We start from the raw sequence: 20,759 nt of genomic DNA on the forward strand, positions 1-20,759 counted from the left end.
TTAATTGCTTATTTTTCTTCTTTACGTAGATAATCAGACCGCTTTCTAAACAGGAAGACCGTCAGTAACATCACACCCGTAAATGGCATAGCCATCTGATATGGTCGGATAAAGGCATGGGTCAGCTGGCGCTTGGTTTCATGTCTAATGGCCGCCACTTCAGTTGTTAAAAGTCGATTGTCACGGGTAACTTGTTGCGTAACGGATTGGCTGACCCGTTGATAGATTGCTCGCTTGACCGTGACCGGTGCCGCTGTCAGTTGGTGTTGCCGCAATGTCCGCTGATAGTTTGACCGAATCAGTCTCCGTGTTTTAGCTTTGCCAATAAAAGTAGTTTGTTTATGCTTAGGCGTTTGTTCCGTCGCTAATTGGGACTTGACCTGCGTCAGCGTATCACTTTTCACTTTGGCAGTGACAGGTAGTGCTTCAACCCCATCTTGAGAGTACAACCAAATGTTGGTTTTCGCCGTCACGAGGTTGGCAGATAGCGCGGATACAAAGATCGCCACCGCTAAAGACGTCCCAATCTGCCGAAAGACACCGATCACGCTTTGAGATGCGGTTAATAGATTGCCCGTAAAATCACCAGCGGCTAACACGGTGATGGGGCCAATCACGACGCCGTAACCAGTCCCGACTAAGAGCGCGGCTACACAGACCTGCCAATAGATATTGGGATTCATCCAGCTCAACGCCACGTAACCCCCAATCATTGACAGACTGCCCGTTAAAATAACCAACCGTGGACCAACTTTACCTAAAAGCCAGCCACTGATCGGTGACCAAATAAAAATCATCAAGGAAGCTGGGGTGATCATCAGAGCGGCTAACAATTCTCCTTTACTTTGAACTTTGGTAAAGAAGCTGGGCATCAACACCAGCAGCGCTACTAAGAAGATCCCCGACATGATCGTGACAATGGCCGAGCCCACGAATTGCTTATCCTTAAATAGTGCTAATGGTACCATCGGCTGTTGTACATGACTTTCAACGGCAATAAACCCAATTAGTGACAGCACACTCAGTAAGATCAATCCCAGACATTGGTAACTCGTCCAGCCCCAGTCATTCCCCTTGACTAAGAACAAGGTTAAACTAAACAACATCGTCATGGACAGAATCGTGCCACCCATATCTAGCTGTTCTTTTTGTTGCTTACGCTCGTGCAAGTCAAAGAGCCGCCAGCAAAGTCCCAATGCCAATAGGGTAAATGGCACATTAACCAAGAAAATACCTCGCCAGCTAAAGAGCTGCGTCACAACACCACCAATCGTCGGTCCCATTGCGGCGGCCAGCCCCTGCGTCACCCCTAACGTTGCGATGGCACTCGTTCTTTTAGCCATTGGCACACTTTGAATGCCAATGGTCATACTTGCTGGGAAAACAATTGCCGCCCCCAGGCTTTGAATTCCCCGTCCGACGATCAGCCAAGCCACACTGCCGGCTAATCCAGAAAAAAGTGATCCTAGTAAGAATAAGCCGAGCCCTAACAGATAGAAGCGCTGGCGCCCATAAATATCTGCCAACCGTCCCAGTGGAATCGTTAACGTTGCAAATAGAATGGTGTAAAGATTCAGTGCCCAAGATAGTTGCTCTAGACTGGTCGATAAGCCACTTTGAATGGCTGGTAATGCGATATTCATCACCGTCGTATCCAGAATGCAGAGAAAGATGCCGATGGCCATTGTGCCAACTAACGCTGTGGTCTTTTTCATCATAAACTCCCCCTCTTCAAGTGTTATCGTTAGTTTATGCGCGCCGAACACGATAAACTAGCTTTGGGTTACAGAAAAGGGGGATGTTGTCACCAATGAGTCCACATGATCGCAAACAGCAAAATCTGGAAATCATCTATCGTGCCTTGTTGGAGCTAATGATGTCAAAACCATTAGCCACGATTTCAATTACCGAGCTTTGTCAACGCGCTCATGTCTCACGTACCTACTTTTACCGTCACTATCAAAACTTCGATCAAATCATTGCCGCTTATCAAACACAAAATATGTTGCGTTACTTGCGGCGACTGCCCAGAACCGACCAGGTCACGCTTGCTGAACTGATGACCCACTATTTTGAGCACACCAAAATGGAGGCTGAAACCTATCAGCTTCTGATTAAAAACAGTAAGCTGGACGTTTTAGTTCAAACCTTTCAAACTGTTTTTAAGCTGTTAGTTACGCAAGACCGCATTGGTGGACACGGCCCTAACGTAACCAACCCTTACTATCAGTTATTCTTCTCGGGGGGCGTGATCAATATTGCTGCTAACTGGGTTAACGCCGGCTGTATCGAATCCCCCCATTATTTGGGGCAAATGGTAGCCCGTTTGGCATTAAGTCCTTCAAACTAGCAGGTAAGACAGATGATGGCGATCACACAGAATGGTCGCCTTCATTTTTTTATTTATAAAATTCGTATGTAGCCGCGCCACCTTTGATATGACGGACAGTGTACGTTTCCTCATTCCGTGTGCTTCAGTGCAGACTATGATATGCTATCTCCAACCTATTTTCACCGCTTACCAAGAATAAAGTAATTTATAAAGCGGCCACGTTTATTTTAATTCTACGATGAGGAGTCGGAATCTAATATGAATTATGTCTTTGATGTTGACGGTACGCTAAGCTTTAACGGTACAAGCATCTCAGCCGAGATTACAGCAGGTCTAAAAGTCTTAGAAAAACACGGTCATCACTTAATCTTTGCTTCCGCTCGTCCGATAAGGGATTTACTCCCCATTGTTCCTGAATTTCGGCACAATCTGCTAATTGGTGGGAATGGCGCTATCATCTCACAGGCTGATACGATTAAGGTTATGACCCCAATTACTACGCTAGACAGAGATTATCTGAAAACCTTAATCATCCACTATAATTTAGATTATATGGTCGATGGCGATTGGAATTATGCCGCGCACGTCTCACCAGATAATTTGATCACAAAACAACTCGATCCAGACCATCTCGCACATAACGTTCCCTTGGAACAGATCACGACAGCCATTAAAGTAATCCTCTTAGGGATATCTGATCAACAGTTGGAAAGAATTACGCGACTGGTTACTGACCATACGAACCTAGAAATTGTGCAGCACGTCGGTGAAGGTAACCTAGATTTGACTACACAGAATATTAACAAGGCTAATACGCTAGCCTTATTAGGAATTCATGATTATATTGCCTTTGGTAATGATATGAATGACGTCAAGATGCTCTCACAGGCCGCTACTAGTTTTTGGGTGAACAGCAAATCGGAGCTACTCGAGCAAGCTGGATCTTTTGCTCATACGATCGTGGCTCCTGATCAAGTTGCGGCGGTAATTCGTCAATTGGGCTAGTCAGCACAAGTCGCCTTGGGTCATGTCATGCTTAATGGGCATTATCCGATGATTCTGCTGATTTTATCTGCTAGGTTTGTTGTTGCAATCTTTCTTCTTGAATTTCCAGTAACCTTAGCCGCTCAGTAATCATTGCGCTCCCCTGTGATCAGAGCTCAGAATAACTCCTCATCTCACGGATGGGCATCCCCGTTCGCTTGAGCCGTTTAAGAAAATCTACCTACTTCAAATCATGCTCATCATAAACGTAGTGATTTCCTAGGGCTCGTTGGGGTTTCAAAAATCCTGCTGTCTCTTGACTGCCACCATAGCCTAGGCATCTGGGATTTAACTCAAAATCTGCTTTTTCAGAACGACGCACAGGTTCTGAAAAAGCAGATTTTTTGTCATTATATGCCACTCTCTTGCAAGATAAACTTAGATGTCACTGCTACCCCAATATGGGCCACAATCGCATTCAAACTAACTAGAACACCGTACACTAGTCCGGCATGACCAGAAATTCTAGTTGTGAGCATACTAGCACATAAGCCAAAAATGACCACTTCAATTGTTATTCTTCCCCATAGTCTTGCCCGGTGCGGCGATAAAGGTGCCATGTAAATAGACCAGATTACATAAATGATAACCGGAACTAGAATTCCAATCATCAGATTGAAAGGAAATTGATATTTTGCAAGGCCTAAAAAAATTAGAAGAATCAAGGTCAACATTTCTATCAGAAAACGCAGTAGCGCATTAATCTGAAAAAGAGTCGTCATTCAACGCCACCTCCATGGCACAATAATCTGCATCAAAAGAGACCAACTACCTAATTGCTACTACCTTAGCATGGAGGTGTACACCCAACTCAGGCACGTTTCTCGCTAATCGTTTGGCTAGTCGTTTAACTAACCAAACACATAAGCGGACTACAAATGAAATGGACAAGGAATTACCAACAGCCAGTAAATGACAAGCTGACTAAAAAACGAGTTTGAACAAAACTAAAGATTGCAAGTTTGAAAGCTAATGTGAAGTCCTAAGTGGCAAGAGATTGGGAATTAAAATTAGGCTTGACTTGGCCACCTGCGGCTGTCAGGGATTCTGATTGTGGGGACGCTTCAGCCTGAAAGTCCACCAGGCTTCTCACTCGCTTTGAAGCCACGCAGGACCCGTGTCTTAAAAGTCGCCTGTGCTGTAAGCTGGCTAAAAAAGGACGAATTTACAATTGAAAGGCAACACTAAATTGAATATAAAAAAACACCAATCGCCTAAACGATTGGTGTTTTTCCTAAAACTACTTGCGACGGCGTTCGGTAATCCGAGCAGCCTTACCATTACGGTCACGTAAGTAGTAGAGCTTAGCACGACGTACCCGACCTTGACGGATAACATCGATTTGAGCAACACGTGGTGAGTGAAGTGGGAAGATACGTTCAACCCCAACACCGTTACTGATCTTACGTACAGTGTAGGTAGCTTGGATACCGGCACCCTTACGCTTGATGACGACACCTTCGAACAATTGGATACGTTCGCGGGTACCTTCGACGATCCGGGCGTGAACCCGAACAGTGTCTCCGGCACGGAAGTTAGGAACATCGTCCCGCAATTGTTCGTTGTTGATCTTTGCAATTAAAGTATTTTGGCGCATATTTTATTCTTTCCTTTCGCCAACATTCATTCTCAGTCTCGACAGCGGAATGTTGTTTCTGTGGCTAAACAGCCAAAAGTAAGTGTACCATAATCGAAAATGCCTGTAAAGGTTATTTTCTTGACTCGTTATGGCGTTCCTCTTCCTCGATCCGCACGTCGGCCAACAGATGCTTCTGTTCTTTGGTCAACTTGCTATGGTCGATGAGGTCGGGCCGTCTGAGGTAGGTTCGACGCAGAGCCTCTTTCTGGCGCCATTCGTCGATCTTACCGTGATTCCCGCTAATCAGGACATCTGGTACGGACATCCCCCGGAAGTCGGCTGGCCGCGTGTACTGCGGGTATTCCAGCAAGCCCGAGGAGAAGGAATCACCCGGTGCTGATTCAGCATTGCCGAGCACCCCTGGTAACAGGCGCACCGTGGCATCAATCATGACCATGGCGGCGAGCTCGCCGCCTGTCAAAACAAAATCTCCTAGGGAGACCTCATCAGTAACTAGACTACGAATTCGTTCGTCATAACCCTCGTAGTGGCCACACAAGAAGGTTAAATGGTCCTCATGGGCAAATTCTTCAGCCACGTGCTGGTTGAAGGTCACACCGGCTGGATCCATCAGAATCACACGACCCTTGCCAAGACCTTCCTCAGCGGCTTGCTTCTCAGTAGCAGCCACGGCATCAAAGATTGGTTGGGGCTGCAGAAGCATTCCCGCCCCACCACCAAATGGGTAGTCATCGACGTTACCATGTTTGTTTGTCGAATAGTCTCGAAAATTAGTTACGGGCATGGTCAAGTGGCCATTCTCAATGGCCTTGCCGACGATTGAGTCGTGCATGGGACCCGTAAACATATCTGGAAATAAGCTGAGTACATCGATCCGCATTACTCGAGTCCCTCCATTAATTCCACCGTGACCTGGTGCTGATCAAGGTCGACACCCTTGATCACCTGTTTAATCTTAGGTAACAGCAGATCAGGTTTGTCAGGCCGAGCCACAACCCAAACGTCGTTAGCCCCAGTCTGCATAATATCTTTAATGGTCCCTAGTTTCTCGCCATCTTCTGTGACAGCATCTAGCCCGATGATTTGGTGGTAATAGTATTCGCCAGGCTTCAGATCGTCGTCTTCCAACTGATCGGCTGAGATCTTTAAGGTACTCTGCTTGAGATACTCCACGTCGTTAATAGATGGTTTACCCTTAAAGCTCAGCAGAATAAAGTTTTTGTGTTGACGCACGGAGGCAATCTCAAAAGCCTCTGGCGTTGGTTGCCCCTTTCGAAAGGCATAGACCTTGTGCCCCACCACAAATCGTTTCTCGGGGAAATCCGTGGTGGCAATCACCCGAACCTCGCCCTTAATGCCATGGGTATTCACAATCGTTCCAACCGTATAGTAGGTCATCTGACCCGCCTCCATTCATTTTTAATTATTTTAGTTATTTATGAGAACAAAAAAACTCGAGGAAACGTTGCCGCCTCACTCGAGAGTCTTTGTCGGGCGGTCATCAATGATGAGTCGAACCCGTTTATTGCCTTGAACGCGAACGCTGTAGACGATTGTTCGAATCGCCTGCGCTACGCGGCCTTGTTTACCGATTATCCGGCCGATATCGTCCGGATGCACGGTTAACCGATATTCGTAGAAACGATCCGTCTCCTGAGGTGTTACCACCAGAGCTTCTGGATGTTCCACAAGTGGGCTAACAATTGCTAGAATTAATGCCTTAAAATCGGTCATGGCTAATCACTACTTTTTAGTGTATTTAGCTTCGTGGTATTGCTTCATGATCCCGGCGTTAGAAAGCAAGTTCTTAACCGTATCTGAAGGTTGAGCACCATTGTTCAACCAGTTCAAGATAGATTCTTCTTCTAACGTGATTTGGGCAGGTTGGGTAACTGGATTGTAAGTACCAACTTGTTCGATGAAACGACCATCACGAGGGCTCCGTGAATCGGCAACCACAATTCGGTAGAATGGGCGCTTCTTTGAACCCATCCGCTTTAAACGAATCTTTACTGACATGTAGACACCTCCTGTATTTCTTTCAACGTGTAATAATATACCAGTTTCTCAATGTGATGTAAAGGGTTTTTTCTTTACACCTGCAATTTATTCAAATGGGCGTTGCAACCAGGCTCGATCATCCGGCGTTAAATAGGACCGATTGTCCGCGATCCAGCGCTGAACGGCACCGTAGTCGCTAAAGTCCAGTCGACTCTTGAATAGCCCGGCCTGACTCAAGTCGCGGGCAAATTGTAAGTCGGCTACCGTAACTGGTGCCTGAAAGAGTGGATTTTCTGGTGCCCGAGAGCCCCACTCATCGGCGAGGATGGCCCGAGCATTCTTAAACCATGCCGTTTGGTTAATCAAAGCACGTAATTCCTTACCTGATAATTGCGTTGTCATGACTAGGACCTCCTTAAGGCTTGCCACTGTGGATCAGCACTCAAGCTAATCACTGTGCCTGGTGGGTCTTTGACCGAGAAATGATACGCAGGACTCGTGAGTAACCAAATGATCGGAACTGGAAGTGTGGGACGCAAACGTGGCTCACCGTAACCATCCGTGAGGATCAGGACCAGCTGGCCACTGGTCGTTGTCAGTAAACGTGGCAAACAATCTAAGACAGCTTGAAAGGTCGTTCCCCCGCCGCCCGTTCGTACAAGGCGTTGTGGACGTCTCTCAAGCGTAAAGTGCTGATCAAGATGGACGATGGCATCAAAAGGGTAGACGGTCACCTGTGCCGGATAAACGGCCAATAACGCCGCTAATTGGCCCAGGAGATACGCGACTTCCCGATCGCCCATTGATCCCGATTCATCAATAAAGACCGATAGCTGTTGCCAAGTCGCCACAATTTGCCCCGGTAATTCCATGCGGGCTGGTTGCCGACGATTGAATCGGCCGTACGCTGACTGACGTCCCACAGGAACCTGTCCCAGGCCCCGTTTAAGCAGGGTCCGCCAATCCAGCGGGTGAGTCACCATAATCGGCGTCAACGCTGCCTGTACAGCCCCAGGTAACGTCCCACGTTGCTTGGCCGTCAGGCTCTCGGCTGTCTGGGCCAACACCTGTTGGCGCCATTGTTCTCTGACGGCTCGAGTCGTGACCGATCCCAACTGCCAGGCCTCATGACCATCCAAGGCTGTGACCATCAACTCACGTGTCGTCACCTGGTGGCCAATCTGTTGCGGGCCACCGTTTCCACGGAGATGATCTGCCGGGGACTGTTGGGCCTGCCACTCTCTGAGTTGTTTAAAATACACGGCCGAATCCTGTCGAGCCGCAACGGGTTGCCCCAACAAGTGCGCCAAGTCGCGACTAGTGATCGCGCCAGCCGGTAATTTCGTCAAATAATCGTTAACGGCGGCATCGGTCGCCCAGCGTGCTAGTCCGGCCTGAGCCGGCGTCTTAAGTGCCACGGCATAGCGATCGGGATGCTGCCATAACAGATGAAGCACCGTATGGCGTAACATCGTCAACCACTCCGCGCCGGTCCAGTCACATTTAACAAGTGCAGTTGGATTAATTTGAAGTTGCCAGTCACGATCCGTGGGCAGCAAGGCCAGCGGTGCGTGCCCAGTTCCCACTTGCATCGTAAGTTGGCTTAACACCCGACCATAGAAAGGATCATCACGTAACAGGAACATCACAGCCTCGCGATAGAGTTGTTTGGTCGCTTGATTTTGACCATCGGGAGCTACTGCTGCTAATTGTTTCAACTCATGCGTTAAACTCGTCATGCGCTACACCTCAATCTGGCTCCCGCGTTGGCCAATCGTCGTTAAGGTCTGATAAAGGTCGGCCACGCCGGGGGCAGCCACCGTCTGATCGGCTAGACTCTCAAAGAGATCGTCGATCCCTGCCATATCCCGAGCCACCGCGTACTGCGCATCGGCCGGACAGAGATCAAGCAACGTCTCGAATCGATGGGCATTGGCACCTTTCGTCAAGGGCCAGAGTTCCAAAGCATCGAGACACTGGCGCAGAATCTGTTGTTGTTGGGCTGGCGTCAATTTGGCAAAGATCGCGGGCGCATCGTCAATCGTATAAGCTTCTTCTACCGTTAAACCCGGTCGCCGTTTCTGTACATAACTGGCAAAGGTGGTGCCGACCGTCGTTCCCAGATTTCCCTGTAGGATGGCGGTCAGAATGGCCGTTTGGCCCATTAAGTGCTGACGATCTAACTCACGTAAGGCATCTGAAACCCGTTCCCAGGCCCGGGGCGTTGGTTGCAGGTCTTCATCGGCCATTGCCGTGCCACTCGCCACCAGATGCAAGTCAGCGGGGTTCTCGGCCACGTAGTCCGTGACCAGTGGTGTGAGCCGCGGACGACCCGCAACTTCAGTTGTCGCCCAATCTAGCCAGCTGGCACTGTCAGCTGTTAAAATCAGACGGGTCGTCCGATCGGCAATCGCCGCATCCCCAGGCGTCACGCCGTAGTGACTCTGCTCAAATCCTGCCATCGTGGCATCGGGATTTTCGGCCAGCACCAGATGAACTTGTAGTGGCAACTTCAGCGTATTAATTTGTCGCTGTAAGACCAAATTCATCAGTTCACTCTGAACTGCCTGCGTGCCACGGTTAAACTCGTCTAGAAACCAAATAATCTCCCGTTGCGGATTTTCCTGAGCATAACGAATCATCGCCACCAGCGTATGCGAATAGCCAAACTGAACGTCCGCCAGTGATCCATAATCTGCCGTCTGAACGAAAGAATCGCTGGTTAATGGCGGTACGGGAATGACGAGATCACCCTTTTCCACCAAACTGACCACGGTCGTAAAGAGCTTGGCATCGCGTTGGCGGGCCAAGTCGGCAACCAGAGCAGATTTCCCGATCCCGGCCTCTCCCACAATCGTGGGCACACTACCACTGGCAATGACCACGTTGACGGCTTGCAAACAGTCTTGATAAGTTAAGGACAAGCAACTCACTCCATTTCTATAAAAGAGGTTGTGCTAGCATCCACCATTCCAAATTTGGAAGGAACGCCACGCGCAACCTCTTTTTAAGTCGTTATTAGTTGTAACGCGTCGTCTTATTTTACCACGCGACGCTGAAAGAATTTAACAATTTCCACAATCACGATCATCATGAAAGATGCGGCCAACACGATTACCCACTGGAAGAGATCGAGGTGAGCCACGTGGAACATGCCGTTAAGTCCCGGAACCAGAATGGTCATGGCCAATAACGCGAAGGCTATCACGATCGCCCAGTTGAAAAACTTATTCTTAAACAAACCAACTGAGAAGATAGACCCGTGAATCGACTTGGAGTTAAAAGCGTGGAACAGTTGAATCAGTCCCAGCGTGGCAAAGGCCATGGTTAAGGCATCAGCGTGGGCCATCTGAGTGGCTTGGTGAACCGGATAGGTAATTGCCAGCCAGTATACGAATAGCGTAATCCCACCTTCAAGCAGTCCCTGGTAAAGGATTCCACCCAGGACACCACCAGAGAAGAAGTTCGACTTTCTGCCCCGTGGTTTCTGTTTCATGATGTTCTTCTCCATCGGTTCAATGCCCAAAGCGATCGCTGGCAACGTATCGGTTACGAGGTTGATCCAAAGAATGTGTACCGGTGCTAGAATTTGCCAGCCCAACATGGTCATCATGAAGAGTGTCAAGACTTCCCCTAGGTTGGCGGATAATAGGTACTGAATGGCTTTCTGAATGTTAGCAAAAACCTTTCGTCCCTCTTCGATCGCGACCACGATAGTGGAGAAATTATCGTCGGCCAGGACCATATCACTAGCGCCCTTAGAAACTTCGGTCCCGGTGATACCCATCCCAATTCCAATGTCAGCTGCCTTCAGTGCTGGCGCATCATTGACCCCGTCTCCGGTCATGGCCACGACCTTACCGCGTTTCTGCCAAGCCTTCACGATACGAACCTTGTGCTCAGGCGCGACTCGGGCGTAGACCGCGTAGTCACTAACCTTTTTAGCAAAGGTGGCATCGTCCATCGCATCAAGTTCACTCCCGGTGATCACAGCGTCGGTCTCGCCGGCATCAATGATCCCCAGCCGAACGGCAATGGCGGCCGCCGTGTCGCGGTGGTCCCCGGTAATCATCATCGGGCGAATTCCCGCAGCCTTGGCATCCGCCACAGCCTGAGCCACCTCTGGCCGTTCAGGATCAATCATCCCAACCATACCAGCAAGAATTAAGTCATTTTCGACGGTTTTACTGGTCATAGCCGTTGGCATCTGATCGGTGATCCGGTAAGCAAAGGCCAACACTCGAAGAGCCTGAGTGGCCATGTCGTGATTTGTCTCTAAAATTTGTTGCCGGTTGGCGTCGGTCAAGGCCGACACGTGTCCCTTTTGAGCCAATTGGGTTACCCGCTTCAGTAGTTCGTCCGGGGCCCCTTTCACAGCAATCAGGAACCGACCATCCACCAGCGGATGCACCGTTGACATCAGCTTTCGCTCGGAATCAAAAGGAATTTCGGCAACTCGCGGCATGGCGGTTAACACCTGGCTAACCGGGTAGTTCCGGTCCATCTGATACTGCAATAAAGCCGTTTCGGTAGGGTCACCGGCCAAGCCATCAGCCGTAACCTTAGTATCGTTGCTAAGAATCATGACCTGTGCCAAGCGATTCTCACGGTCAAAGTCAACCGTGTGGGCATCGGCGAGGTGTAAGTCTTCATAAACTTTTTCAACAGTCATCTTGTTTTGCGTTAACGTTCCAGTCTTATCCGAAGCAATGATATCGGTACTCCCCAAGGTTTCCACAGCCGGAAGCTTACGAACAATCGCATGACGTTTGGCCATTCGCTGAGTTCCCAAGGCCAAAGTGATCGTCACGATAGCAGGTAGACCTTCCGGAATCGCGGCCACGGCTAAGGAAATTGCCGTCAACAACATGTCAATCAGACTTTCGGCTTGGCGCCACATCCCCATTCCAAAGACAATGGCAGCGATCACGAGAATTAAAATGGTTAAGGACTTTCCTAACTGCGTCAGATTAGCTTGCAGTGGTGTCGTGGTTTCATCGGCGGCTTCAATCATGCCGGCAATGCGCCCAACTTCCGTCTGCATTCCTGTGGCCACAACCACCCCGGTTGCGCGGCCATAAGTCACATTAGAATTCATAAACGCCATGTTGTGGCGGTCACCAATCGGCAATTCGTCCCCCGTTAACACGGCTGCGGCCTTTTCGACGGGAACCGACTCCCCAGTCAGTGCGGATTCCTCAACCTTGAGGGAAGCCACGTCGAGCAATCGCAGATCGGCGGGGATAATGTCCCCAGCTTCCAGCAACACGATATCCCCAACCACTAGCTCATCACTCTTGACGGTCATGACCTGGCCGTCTCGACGAATCGTGGCATTGGGTGCCGACATCTCTTTCAAGGCATTGATGGCTTCCTCGGCTTTAGCCTCTTGGAAGACACCAAAGATGGCATTCAATACCACCACGACCAGGATAATTACGGCATCCACGACTTCTCCGGTTAGCCCGGCAATCAGAGCCGCCACCATTAGGACGATAATCATGAAATCCTTGAACTGAGCGATAAACTTCTGTAACAGTGACGACGTCTTCTGCTGGTTCAACACATTATGCCCGTTAGCTACGAGTCGTTCGCTGGCGGTTGCGCTACTCAGTCCCTGATCACTAGTCTGAAGTCGCTGATACAGTGTCTCTTTTGCTTCCTGATAAAACGGTAATTTGGCCATTGCCAATTCCTCCTGAGGTGTGCTCGTCAGCCCATCTTTATCCCGTTTAGGGGGTAAAAAAAGAGACTCACGCGTGCACACAAATAATTTTGTGAACACACATAAGTCTCACTATTTAAGGCAATCCCGGATTGGCAACTGACTGACGAGCAGTCAACTCCAAAGAAATCTTGCTGACGGGTATTGCCGCAGAATGGCTCTGCTAGTTACTCCCCTATGGTTGCTTTAGGAACAGTATACCGGAATGACTTCCTATCGTCTACCCAAAAGCCCATAAAATATTAATGGTATCCGTAAGCTACAGACAATCGTTGTGACCATGATAAATCGCATAACTGACGCCATTAATCTGACAACGGCACCCAATTAATTTCCTCGACCTGACTCGTTATTCGCGTCGTCACGTCACCTGATCCTAAAGGTGCCAATAAAAGTTGTGCACTCTGTCCCACTTGAACCCTAACTAGTTCGAGAATTTTGATTGGTTGCTCGTCTCGACGCAACTTTCCTTCTGCGCTTTGAGGCCAGCGAACCACCGTTTTATCTGCACCGTTAAGCACAATCTCATACCGTGATCCAGTCGCTGTTGTGACTTGATAACGACCGGTCTGTGCTGGATTGATTGCTCTGATCTGTGTCATGCGCCATCACCCTCCTCTTGAGTGTTCCCGGTTAGCCAGATCCATTTAGCTCCTGGCCGACACAAAAGTAACCGCCATATTTAGAAAAAAAGTCTAGAGTCAATAACTATACTATCACCTCTAGGCCTCATGATTGGTCCAAAATTACTTCCGCTTCTTACGCTTCAGTCGTTTCTTCTTATTTTTCTTCATTTGCCGTGACATCCGGTTCATGGCCATCTTTTGCATACGGCCCATACCAGCGCCACCACCCATGCCGGAGTTGCCCATGAGTTGTTCCATGCCGGACATGTTTCCCTTCGACATTTGATTCATCATTTTCTTCATTTGGTTGAACTGCTTAATCATGCGGTTCACTTCATGAATTGGCCGACCAGCACCGCTGGAAATCCGGCGACGACGGGAAGGGTTCAACAAATCGGGATTCGTCCGTTCTTGCGGGGTCATCGAGTAAACAACGGCCTTCAAGTGCGCCATATCCTTTGGATCCATCTGAACGTTCTTCATGGCAGGGTTGTTCGCCATCCCTGGAATCATTTTCATCAGATCTTCCATTGGCCCCATCTTTTGGATCTGTTCAATCTGATCCAAAAAGTCATTGAAATCAAAGGAGTTCTCTTGAATCTTGGTGGTTAACGCCTCGGCCTGCTTGGCGTCATATTCCTTCTGGGTCTTTTCGATCAGGGAGAGCATATCCCCCATACCTAAGATACGAGAAGCCATTCGGTCTGGGTGGAAGATGTCCAGATCGGTCATCTTTTCCCCTTGCCCAATGAACTTGATTGGCTTGCCAGTCACGGCGCGAATTGAGAGTGCGGCCCCACCACGGGTATCCCCATCTAACTTGGTAAGTACAACCCCGGTAACATCGAGCTTGTCATTAAAGCCTTCGGCCGTAGCAACGGCATTTTGTCCGGTCATAGCATCGACGGTCAGGAGAATTTCGTCGGGATGAGCGAGATCCTTGATCTCTGCCAACTCGTTCATGAGTTGTTCATCGATCTGTAAACGACCAGCGGTATCAATGATCACGTAATCATTATGATCCTCTTGGGCCTTGGCCAGCCCTTGCCGAACAATCTCGACTGGGTTCACATCCGTGCCTAGCTCAAATACAGGAACGTCAATACCAGCAGCGACCTGGACCAATTGGTCGATGGCAGCTGGCCGGTAAACGTCTCCGGCAATCATTAATGGTCGAGCGTTTTCCTCATTCTTGAGTTTTAGAGCTAACTTGCCGGCCGTTGTCGTTTTCCCGGCCCCTTGAAGCCCGACCATCATGATGATCGTTGGAATCTTTTCAGACTTATTCAGAGGAACAGCTTCGTCCCCCATAGTTTTCGTCAGTTCTTCGTCAACAATCTTAACGATTTGTTGTGCAGGGTTTAACCCTTCAAGAACGTCGGCACCCATGGCTCTGCCACGAACCTGCTTAACAAAGTCCTTAACGACCGTAAAGTTAACGTCGGCTTCCAATAAAGCGAGCCGAATTTCTCGCATTGTTTCTCGTAAATCACTCTCGGAGACCTTGCCTTTTCCCCGAAGCTTGCGCATTGCGTTTTGTAGTCGTTCTGTTAATCCTTCAAACGCCATTCGTTTTGCCACCTAACTTTCATTGTTCTTCTAGATTTTCAAGCCCCGCTACCAACCGATTTAATTTGGCATCCTGCGGATAGTTCTGCGCAACGTAGGTCTGAATCTCATCAGCCTGCTGGTTGCGCGCGGTAAATTCCTGGTAGAGATGTAACTTACTTTCATAATCTTCCAAGATTTTTTCGGTACGTCTTAAGTTATCATAGACCGCCTGACGGCTCACGTTGAACTCCTCGGCAATTTCTCCTAGGGAGTAGTCATCTCCGTAATAGAGTTGCATATAATTGTTTTGCTTCACCGTCAACAGCGGCTGGTAGAACGCAAATAAGGAATTAATACGATAGTTTTTTTCAATCTCCATGCTTGGTCCTCCAGTTCATGTCACACTCTACCAGAATACCGATTTTTAGCCGTTTCGTCAATTTTTTCGGCACGTTTCAGACTAACCCAATCTCTACATCGCCAAACAAAAAATACCCGACGATAATCGAACAGGATAGTTTGCTGGCCGGCCTTGACAAGCGTCCACCTTCCCCAAAAATTCAGAACTGAATTATGATGAACGCATCACCACTTGGGGAGATGGGCTTATGCACTTATATTTTAACAAGCACTTTTTATCCAGCCGTCATTTTTGGGCCGGACTGGTTGTCCTCATTGTCTTTTGGCCGATACACGCGATTCATGACCCCTTAGGACTGGTTTTAAATCTGTTACTGCTAGCGTTTGCGCTGACCGAAATTGGAATCGCCCTTTTTCAAAACTCCGACAACACCAATTAAATAGCAGAAAAAACGACCATCCCGGCAATTTTCCGGGGTGGTCGTTTCCATCAATTAAGCCTTTTTATCCAGCGCCTTGACGTCAATCAAGCCCTTGAACAAGCCGTAAACAAACTCATTCGGGTCAAATGGCCGCAGATCCGAAATCTGTTCACCCAATCCAATGAACTTCACGGGCACGTGGAGTTCATTACGAATGGCAAGCACGATCCCCCCACGAGCAGTCCCGTCCAACTTGGTAAGAACGATCCCGGTGACGTCGGTGGACGCCTTGAACAATTTAGCCTGCGTTAAGGCGTTCTGCCCAGTCGTTGCATCCAACACGAGTAAGACCTCGTGCGGTGCGTCTGGAATTTCACGCGTGATAATGCGTTTCATCTTTTCCAATTCATTCATCAGGTTAACCTTATTCTGTAAACGACCAGCAGTATCGACAAACAGAATGTCATAATCCTCACGCTTAGCCTTTTGAACCGCGTCGAAGACTACCGCGGCTGGATCCGATTGGGGCTTTCCCTTTACGATATCCACGTCGGCTCGTTGTGCCCAAACATTCAGTTGTTCGGTCGCCCCAGCTCTAAAGGTGTCGGCCGCGGCCAATAAGACCTTCTTGCCGGCTTGGTGATAACGATTGGCCATTTTCCCAATAGTCGTCGTCTTCCCAACACCATTAACCCCAACAAAGAGAATAACAGTCGGACCTTCGGGTGCCATGTTCATGGCTGTCGTTTCATTGTTGCCAGCGGCCTCGTAAATCTCGACCAGCTTCTCGACTACCACGTTCTGCACATCGGCCGACTTCTTGGCATGACGTAATTTAACCTCGTCACGAAGTTCATCACTGATTTTCACAGCCATGTCAAATCCAACATCGGCCCCGATCAAGGTCTCTTCCAAATCGTCGAAGAAACCCTCATCGACTCGACGGAAGTTCGCGAGTAAGGCATTCAGACGCTCACCAAAAGTATGTCGCGTCTTTTCCAGACCTTTGTCATAGAGTTGTTCGTCACTGACGGGCTGAGCCGCTTGTTCAGTCGTTGGTTCTGTAGTTGCCGTCACTTCAGGTGCCGCTTCTTCGACAGGTTCTGCCGCAACCGAGGTTGCCTCAGAAGTTACAGCAGGCTCTGGTTCAACCGTGGCCTCTGATTTAACTGGTGACTCAGCTTCGGAAGTAACGCCAACTTCAGGGGCTTCTTCAGAGTCCGAAACCGGTTTAGCGGACTCTGGCTCTGTCGACGTGACGTCGGCGGTCTCAGGTTCAGATGTATCTGCCGCACGCTCCTCAGTCTCGGGGGCGACACTGCTGGCCACGGATTCTTCTCCTGACGCTGGTACTGCTCGTTCAGCTGAACGACTAGCTTCACTCGCCTCACTCGCTTCAACAGCGGCACTAGAGGCCACACTGCCGGACATCTCACTGGTTGGGGCTACTTCGGCTTCACTGCTAGCCGGTTCCGTGGATTCAGGCGCTTGGCTAGCAGGTTCTTGCTTAGCCCGGCGGCGAAAAATATCAAATAATCCCATTAGGATTGCTTCCTTTCCGTAGTGGTTTCTTGGTCCAGATCAACGGCGACCATTTTGGAAACGCCGGACTCTTGCATCGTGACCCCATAAAGGATATCGGCTTGTACCATGGTTTCCTTTCGGTGGGTAATCACGATGAACTGAGTCTGATCCTGGAACTGATGGATGTAGCGCGCGAACCGAGTCACGTTGGCCGGATCCAACGCTGCCTCCACCTCATCTAAAATGCAAAATGGCACGGGTTGTACCTGTAAAATTGCGAATAATAGCGTAATCGCGGTTAAGGCGCGTTCACCCCCGGAAAGTAAACCCATGTTCTGGAACTTCTTGCCGGGTGGCTGTGCCATGATATCAATTCCCGTTGTCAGAAGATTATCCGGCTCAGTCAAAACTAATTTCGCCGTCCCACCACCAAACATCTGGCGGAAGGTCTGGGTAAACTTAGCGGCAATCTGATCGAAGCTGTGCTTGAAGCGCCGCTTGACCTGACCATCCAGTTCATCCATGGTGGCCGTCAATTGGTCCTTGGCCGTCAAGAGGTCATCACGTTGCTTCGTTAAGAAGTCGTCGCGCTCACGCACTTCTTGATACTCGTCAATTGAGCCCACGTTGACCGGACCAATCTCATCCAACCCGCGCTTCAACAGCTTCAATTGAACAGCCAACTCGTTATCGGGTAGATCACTCACGTCTGTTTCCGCAGCGGCCAGACTAAGTTGGTATTTCTCAGACAACTGATTCTGTTGCTGGTCGATTAAAGCGGCCAGCTGAGTCTGTTGAACCTGAGCCTTCTGCAATTCATCATTTGCCAGTTGTAGGAGGCCACTGGTTCGCTGGTTGGCTGTCTCGGCAGCTTCCAACTCATCATTAACCGTTGCTAATGTCTCATTTAGGGCCTTGAGCTGCGTTTCAATCTGGACACGCTCGGTCTTCGCCTGGGCTAACTGTTTCTTAGCCGCAGCTGGTGTCAACGCCTTCTGCTGGTCTAAGCGTTGCTGCTCTGCATCAAGCGTCTCTAACTTTTCATGGGCCACGGCAATCTGGTCAGCCAACGCCTCACAACTCGATTGCTGCTGCTGTTGGCGTTCTAAAGCACCAGCACGCCAAGTCTGCTTAGCGGTCAATGCGGTCTGATTTGTGGCCTGTTCGGCAGTGACCATCTTAATTCGCTGCTGGACCGTCTTGACCTGCTTCTCAGTCGCTGTAATCTGCTTCTCACCAGTCAGAATCTGTTCGGCTAAGTGGGCATCCTGCTGATCATCCCCTGCATTCTTCGCTTGATCAATGTCCAACTGAGCCGCCTTAACCTGGCGACTGGCTTGTTCCAGCGCCGTCTTGGCCCCCGCTAATTGGTCATCCAATTGACGACACTTAGGTTGTAAGTCGGTGATACTCGCTTGGAAACGTTGACTCCGTTGCTCACTGGCTAGCAGGGCTTCTCTGGCATCCTTAATTTTACCTTCTTGTTGTGCTAATTGCTTTTTCATCGTCGTGATCGACGCTTGTAGCTGCTGTAAGTCTTGTTGTTGACGCAACACACTGTTGTGGTTTTGCCGAGATTGCCCCCCGGTAATGGCCCCACTAGCACTAACCACATCTCCAGCCAGGCTCACCACCCGATAACGATGATGAATTTGCTGGCTAATGGTTACCGCAGCATCCAAATTGGCGGCAAAGATCGTCGTCCCCAATAAGTACGCCAGGATTCCCTGGGCTCGTGAGTCAATCTTAACCAGATCACTCCCAACTCCTAGAAAACCACTGAGCGTCGCTAAATTCTGACGGGTGGTGTGATCAATCTGACGGCCGCGAATCGCGGCCAACGGTAGAAAAGTGGCACGACCTGCCCGCTGATTGCGCAGGTAGGTTACGGCAGCCTTCGCCGTCTGTTCTGAATCAACCACGACTTGTTGGAGCTGACCACCCAAAGCATATTCCACGGCGGCCGTATAACGTGCCGGTACCTCTAAGAGCTCGGAAACAGCCCCTAATAGCCCTGGAAATTGGCCACGGTGCTTCAAAATGGCACGAACACCTTGATAAAAACCACCATACTCAGCCGAGGCCGCCTGTTGACTCGTGGCCTTGGTCTGAGCGCGTTGATAGACCTCGAGCGCTGCCTGCCAGTTGTGCTGTAATTGCTGGTACTGCTGTTGCTGCTGTTGGTAATCCCCAGCCTCGGCATCCAGTCCTTGTTCAGCCACATTAAGCTGTTGGCGTTGCGCGGTGGCTTGCTTCTGAATGGTCGTCACCTGATCCTGAGCGGCTCTTTCAGCCGTTTGAAGGTCGGTGAGCTGCCGTGCCACACGTTGTCCCTTCTGGAGCAGTCGTTCCTGATTCTGTTGAATATACTGGCGTTCATTGCGCCAATTAGCCACAGCCTGCTTTTGATCGAAGTAGGTCGTCCGGAGTTGCTCCAGTTGGTCGCGAAGATCGCTGACCGTCTTAGGATCGGTTGCCTGCCTTAACTGCTTGATTTCGGCCTTAGACGTCACCAATTCCGCCTCTAACGAGGTCAAACGGGCTTGCGTCGTTGCCAACTTTTCCTGAGTCGTCGTGATCTCTTGCTTTAGCTGAGCCACCTGTTCTTGAGCCTGTTGCTTTTGCTCGGCCTGATGGCGTTGCTGTTCACCAGACAGGTTGACCTGGCCCTGACACTGTTCGACCTTCTGCGTGGCCGTCACCAATTTGGCCTGCAGGTCATCCTTCTCGTTCAGCAGGTCGGACTGCCGTTGTTTGAGGTCTTGAACCATTGTCGTTTGTTGTTTCTCAGCGGCTTGATGATCGGCTACCTGTTGTTTTTTAGCAGTAACCGCATTATCCACGGTCCCCTTCTGATCTAGCTCCGTGTGAAGCTGGCGCACCAACTGAGTTTTCTCCAATTGTGAAAACTTCTTTTGCTGATCGAGATAATCTTGAGCCAGGCTACTCTGTCGTTCCAATGGCTCTAGGCGGCCCTCTAATTCAGCAATAATGTCTTCCACTCGGTGAAGATATGTCATGGTCTCTTCAAGTTCCCGCTGCGCTTTTTCCTTATGCTTACGGTATTTGTAGACCCCCGCTACCTCTTCAATAATGTTGCGGCGATCCTCCGGTTTGCTGTTGAAAATTGCTTCGACACGACCTTGAGAGATGATCGAAAAGGAATCCTGGCCCATGCCAGAATCCATTAGGAGTTCCGTAATATCCCGGAGACGGCAACTCTGTCCGTTGATTTGATAGTCACTTTCCCCAGAGCGATACAGAACCCGACTTAACGTCAATTCCGTGTAATCACTCTTCAAATAGTGGTCGCTGTTATCCAACGTGATCGCCACTGCCGCTCGATTCAATGGGTGCCGATCGGCAGATCCTGCAAAGATCACATCGGGCATCTTACTCCCTCGCAGACTCTTAGCGGATTGTTCCCCCAAAACCCACCGTACGGCTTCCGAAATGTTGCTCTTTCCACTACCGTTAGGACCGACGATGCCGGTCATTCCCGGCAAAAATTCAATTCGGGTCTTATCCGCAAAGGACTTGAACCCGCTAATTTCTAATGTCTTTAGCCGCATCG

Annotated in this window: 19 protein-coding genes; 3 read left to right on the top strand and 16 right to left on the bottom strand. The window is 49.5% G+C overall.

What is annotated here, in order from left to right; genetic code table 11:
- Positions 1 to 8 precede the first annotated feature (8 nt).
- Positions 9 to 1,718, bottom strand: coding sequence for an MFS transporter (locus EKM71_RS01915; RefSeq protein WP_164504695.1), 1,710 nt, complete (start codon positions 1,716 to 1,718; stop codon positions 9 to 11).
- A gap of 92 nt (positions 1,719 to 1,810) precedes the next feature.
- Between EKM71_RS01915 and EKM71_RS01920 the strand changes: the two genes are divergently transcribed.
- Entirely contained in the window at positions 1,811 to 2,350 is a 540-nt protein-coding gene (locus tag EKM71_RS01920) for a TetR/AcrR family transcriptional regulator (RefSeq protein ID WP_125572984.1), read from the top strand.
- A 240-nt stretch (positions 2,351 to 2,590) separates the two neighbouring features.
- Entirely contained in the window at positions 2,591 to 3,337 is a 747-nt protein-coding gene (locus EKM71_RS01925) for an HAD hydrolase family protein (protein WP_125572985.1), read from the top strand.
- Between the two features lie 389 nt (positions 3,338 to 3,726).
- On the opposite strand, the gene EKM71_RS01930 is transcribed toward EKM71_RS01925, so the two are convergent.
- The 13 genes from EKM71_RS01930 to EKM71_RS01990 form a co-directional block, all read right to left on the bottom strand.
- Positions 3,727 to 4,098, bottom strand: a complete 372-nt coding sequence (locus tag EKM71_RS01930) for a YrdB family protein (RefSeq protein WP_125572986.1) — start codon at positions 4,096 to 4,098, stop codon at positions 3,727 to 3,729.
- A gap of 518 nt (positions 4,099 to 4,616) precedes the next feature.
- Positions 4,617 to 4,973, bottom strand: a complete 357-nt coding sequence (gene rplS, locus EKM71_RS01935; RefSeq protein WP_057879180.1) for a 50S ribosomal protein L19 — start codon at positions 4,971 to 4,973, stop codon at positions 4,617 to 4,619.
- A 112-nt stretch (positions 4,974 to 5,085) separates the two neighbouring features.
- Positions 5,086 to 5,856, bottom strand: a complete 771-nt coding sequence (trmD, locus tag EKM71_RS01940) for a tRNA (guanosine(37)-N1)-methyltransferase TrmD (protein ID WP_125572987.1) — start codon at positions 5,854 to 5,856, stop codon at positions 5,086 to 5,088.
- Positions 5,856 to 6,374, bottom strand: coding sequence for a ribosome maturation factor RimM (gene rimM, locus EKM71_RS01945; protein ID WP_125572988.1), 519 nt, complete (start codon positions 6,372 to 6,374; stop codon positions 5,856 to 5,858). The genes trmD and rimM overlap by 1 nt, the downstream gene beginning before the upstream one ends.
- Positions 6,375 to 6,449: 75 nt before the next feature.
- Positions 6,450 to 6,710 carry a KH domain-containing protein gene (locus EKM71_RS01950; RefSeq protein ID WP_125572989.1) on the bottom strand — a complete coding sequence of 87 codons (261 nt, stop codon included), beginning with the start codon at positions 6,708 to 6,710 and terminating at the stop codon, positions 6,450 to 6,452.
- A 9-nt stretch (positions 6,711 to 6,719) separates the two neighbouring features.
- Positions 6,720 to 6,995, bottom strand: a complete 276-nt coding sequence (rpsP, locus tag EKM71_RS01955; protein ID WP_125546038.1) for a 30S ribosomal protein S16 — start codon at positions 6,993 to 6,995, stop codon at positions 6,720 to 6,722.
- A gap of 87 nt (positions 6,996 to 7,082) precedes the next feature.
- Entirely contained in the window at positions 7,083 to 7,379 is a 297-nt protein-coding gene (locus tag EKM71_RS01960; RefSeq protein ID WP_125572990.1) for a hypothetical protein, read from the bottom strand.
- A gap of 2 nt (positions 7,380 to 7,381) precedes the next feature.
- Complete coding sequence (locus tag EKM71_RS01965) at positions 7,382 to 8,716, bottom strand: vWA domain-containing protein (RefSeq protein ID WP_125572991.1); 1,335 nt, start codon at positions 8,714 to 8,716, stop codon at positions 7,382 to 7,384.
- 3 nt (positions 8,717 to 8,719) lie between these two features.
- Positions 8,720 to 9,901 carry an ATP-binding protein gene (locus EKM71_RS01970; RefSeq protein ID WP_125572992.1) on the bottom strand — a complete coding sequence of 394 codons (1,182 nt, stop codon included), beginning with the start codon at positions 9,899 to 9,901 and terminating at the stop codon, positions 8,720 to 8,722.
- A 113-nt stretch (positions 9,902 to 10,014) separates the two neighbouring features.
- Complete coding sequence (locus EKM71_RS01975) at positions 10,015 to 12,663, bottom strand: cation-translocating P-type ATPase (protein WP_125572993.1); 2,649 nt, start codon at positions 12,661 to 12,663, stop codon at positions 10,015 to 10,017.
- 344 nt (positions 12,664 to 13,007) lie between these two features.
- A complete protein-coding gene (locus EKM71_RS01980) occupies positions 13,008 to 13,304 on the bottom strand; it encodes a hypothetical protein (RefSeq protein WP_125572994.1) in 297 nt (98 codons plus the stop codon).
- Positions 13,305 to 13,448: 144 nt separating this feature from the next.
- Entirely contained in the window at positions 13,449 to 14,897 is a 1,449-nt protein-coding gene (ffh, locus tag EKM71_RS01985) for a signal recognition particle protein (protein ID WP_125572995.1), read from the bottom strand.
- A 19-nt stretch (positions 14,898 to 14,916) separates the two neighbouring features.
- Positions 14,917 to 15,258 carry a putative DNA-binding protein gene (locus EKM71_RS01990; protein WP_057879191.1) on the bottom strand — a complete coding sequence of 114 codons (342 nt, stop codon included), beginning with the start codon at positions 15,256 to 15,258 and terminating at the stop codon, positions 14,917 to 14,919.
- A gap of 229 nt (positions 15,259 to 15,487) precedes the next feature.
- On the opposite strand from EKM71_RS01990, the gene EKM71_RS01995 reads away from it, so the two are divergent.
- Positions 15,488 to 15,679 carry a hypothetical protein gene (locus EKM71_RS01995; protein WP_125572996.1) on the top strand — a complete coding sequence of 64 codons (192 nt, stop codon included), beginning with the start codon at positions 15,488 to 15,490 and terminating at the stop codon, positions 15,677 to 15,679.
- 54 nt (positions 15,680 to 15,733) lie between these two features.
- Here the strand turns inward: EKM71_RS01995 and ftsY are convergent, their stop codons facing one another.
- The gene (ftsY, locus tag EKM71_RS02000; protein WP_125572997.1) at positions 15,734 to 17,203 is read right to left on the bottom strand and encodes a signal recognition particle-docking protein FtsY; all 1,470 of its coding nucleotides are present in this window, start codon (positions 17,201 to 17,203) and stop codon (positions 15,734 to 15,736) included.
- The gene (gene smc / locus EKM71_RS02005; RefSeq protein ID WP_125572998.1) at positions 17,203 to 20,757 is read right to left on the bottom strand and encodes a chromosome segregation protein SMC; all 3,555 of its coding nucleotides are present in this window, start codon (positions 20,755 to 20,757) and stop codon (positions 17,203 to 17,205) included. Before smc ends, ftsY begins: the two co-directional genes overlap by 1 nt.
- Positions 20,758 to 20,759: the final 2 nt, after the last annotated feature.

This window comes from Levilactobacillus huananensis (assembly GCF_003946145.1).
Taxonomy (GTDB): domain Bacteria; phylum Bacillota; class Bacilli; order Lactobacillales; family Lactobacillaceae; genus Levilactobacillus; species Levilactobacillus huananensis.

Bases quoted from the DNA above. Each gene is read 5' to 3' on its own strand.
- trmD (WP_125572987.1), bottom strand. From the start codon at position 5,856: ATGCGGATCGATGTACTCAGCTTATTTCCAGATATGTTTACGGGTCCC.
- rplS (WP_057879180.1), bottom strand. From the start codon at position 4,973: ATGCGCCAAAATACTTTAATTGCAAAGATCAACAACGAACAATTGCGG.
- EKM71_RS01930 (WP_125572986.1), bottom strand. From the start codon at position 4,098: ATGACGACTCTTTTTCAGATTAATGCGCTACTGCGTTTTCTGATAGAA.
- EKM71_RS01960 (WP_125572990.1), bottom strand. From the start codon at position 7,379: ATGACAACGCAATTATCAGGTAAGGAATTACGTGCTTTGATTAACCAA.
- EKM71_RS01990 (WP_057879191.1), bottom strand. From the start codon at position 15,258: ATGGAGATTGAAAAAAACTATCGTATTAATTCCTTATTTGCGTTCTAC.
- smc (WP_125572998.1), bottom strand. From the start codon at position 20,757: ATGCGGCTAAAGACATTAGAAATTAGCGGGTTCAAGTCCTTTGCGGAT.
- EKM71_RS01980 (WP_125572994.1), bottom strand. From the start codon at position 13,304: ATGACACAGATCAGAGCAATCAATCCAGCACAGACCGGTCGTTATCAA.
- ftsY (WP_125572997.1), bottom strand. From the start codon at position 17,203: ATGGGATTATTTGATATTTTTCGCCGCCGGGCTAAGCAAGAACCTGCT.
- ffh (WP_125572995.1), bottom strand. From the start codon at position 14,897: ATGGCGTTTGAAGGATTAACAGAACGACTACAAAACGCAATGCGCAAG.
- EKM71_RS01920 (WP_125572984.1), top strand. From the start codon at position 1,811: ATGAGTCCACATGATCGCAAACAGCAAAATCTGGAAATCATCTATCGT.
- EKM71_RS01975 (WP_125572993.1), bottom strand. From the start codon at position 12,663: ATGGCCAAATTACCGTTTTATCAGGAAGCAAAAGAGACACTGTATCAG.
- EKM71_RS01950 (WP_125572989.1), bottom strand. From the start codon at position 6,710: ATGACCGATTTTAAGGCATTAATTCTAGCAATTGTTAGCCCACTTGTG.
- EKM71_RS01995 (WP_125572996.1), top strand. From the start codon at position 15,488: ATGCACTTATATTTTAACAAGCACTTTTTATCCAGCCGTCATTTTTGG.
- EKM71_RS01965 (WP_125572991.1), bottom strand. From the start codon at position 8,716: ATGACGAGTTTAACGCATGAGTTGAAACAATTAGCAGCAGTAGCTCCC.
- rpsP (WP_125546038.1), bottom strand. From the start codon at position 6,995: ATGTCAGTAAAGATTCGTTTAAAGCGGATGGGTTCAAAGAAGCGCCCA.
- EKM71_RS01925 (WP_125572985.1), top strand. From the start codon at position 2,591: ATGAATTATGTCTTTGATGTTGACGGTACGCTAAGCTTTAACGGTACA.
- rimM (WP_125572988.1), bottom strand. From the start codon at position 6,374: ATGACCTACTATACGGTTGGAACGATTGTGAATACCCATGGCATTAAG.
- EKM71_RS01915 (WP_164504695.1), bottom strand. From the start codon at position 1,718: ATGATGAAAAAGACCACAGCGTTAGTTGGCACAATGGCCATCGGCATC.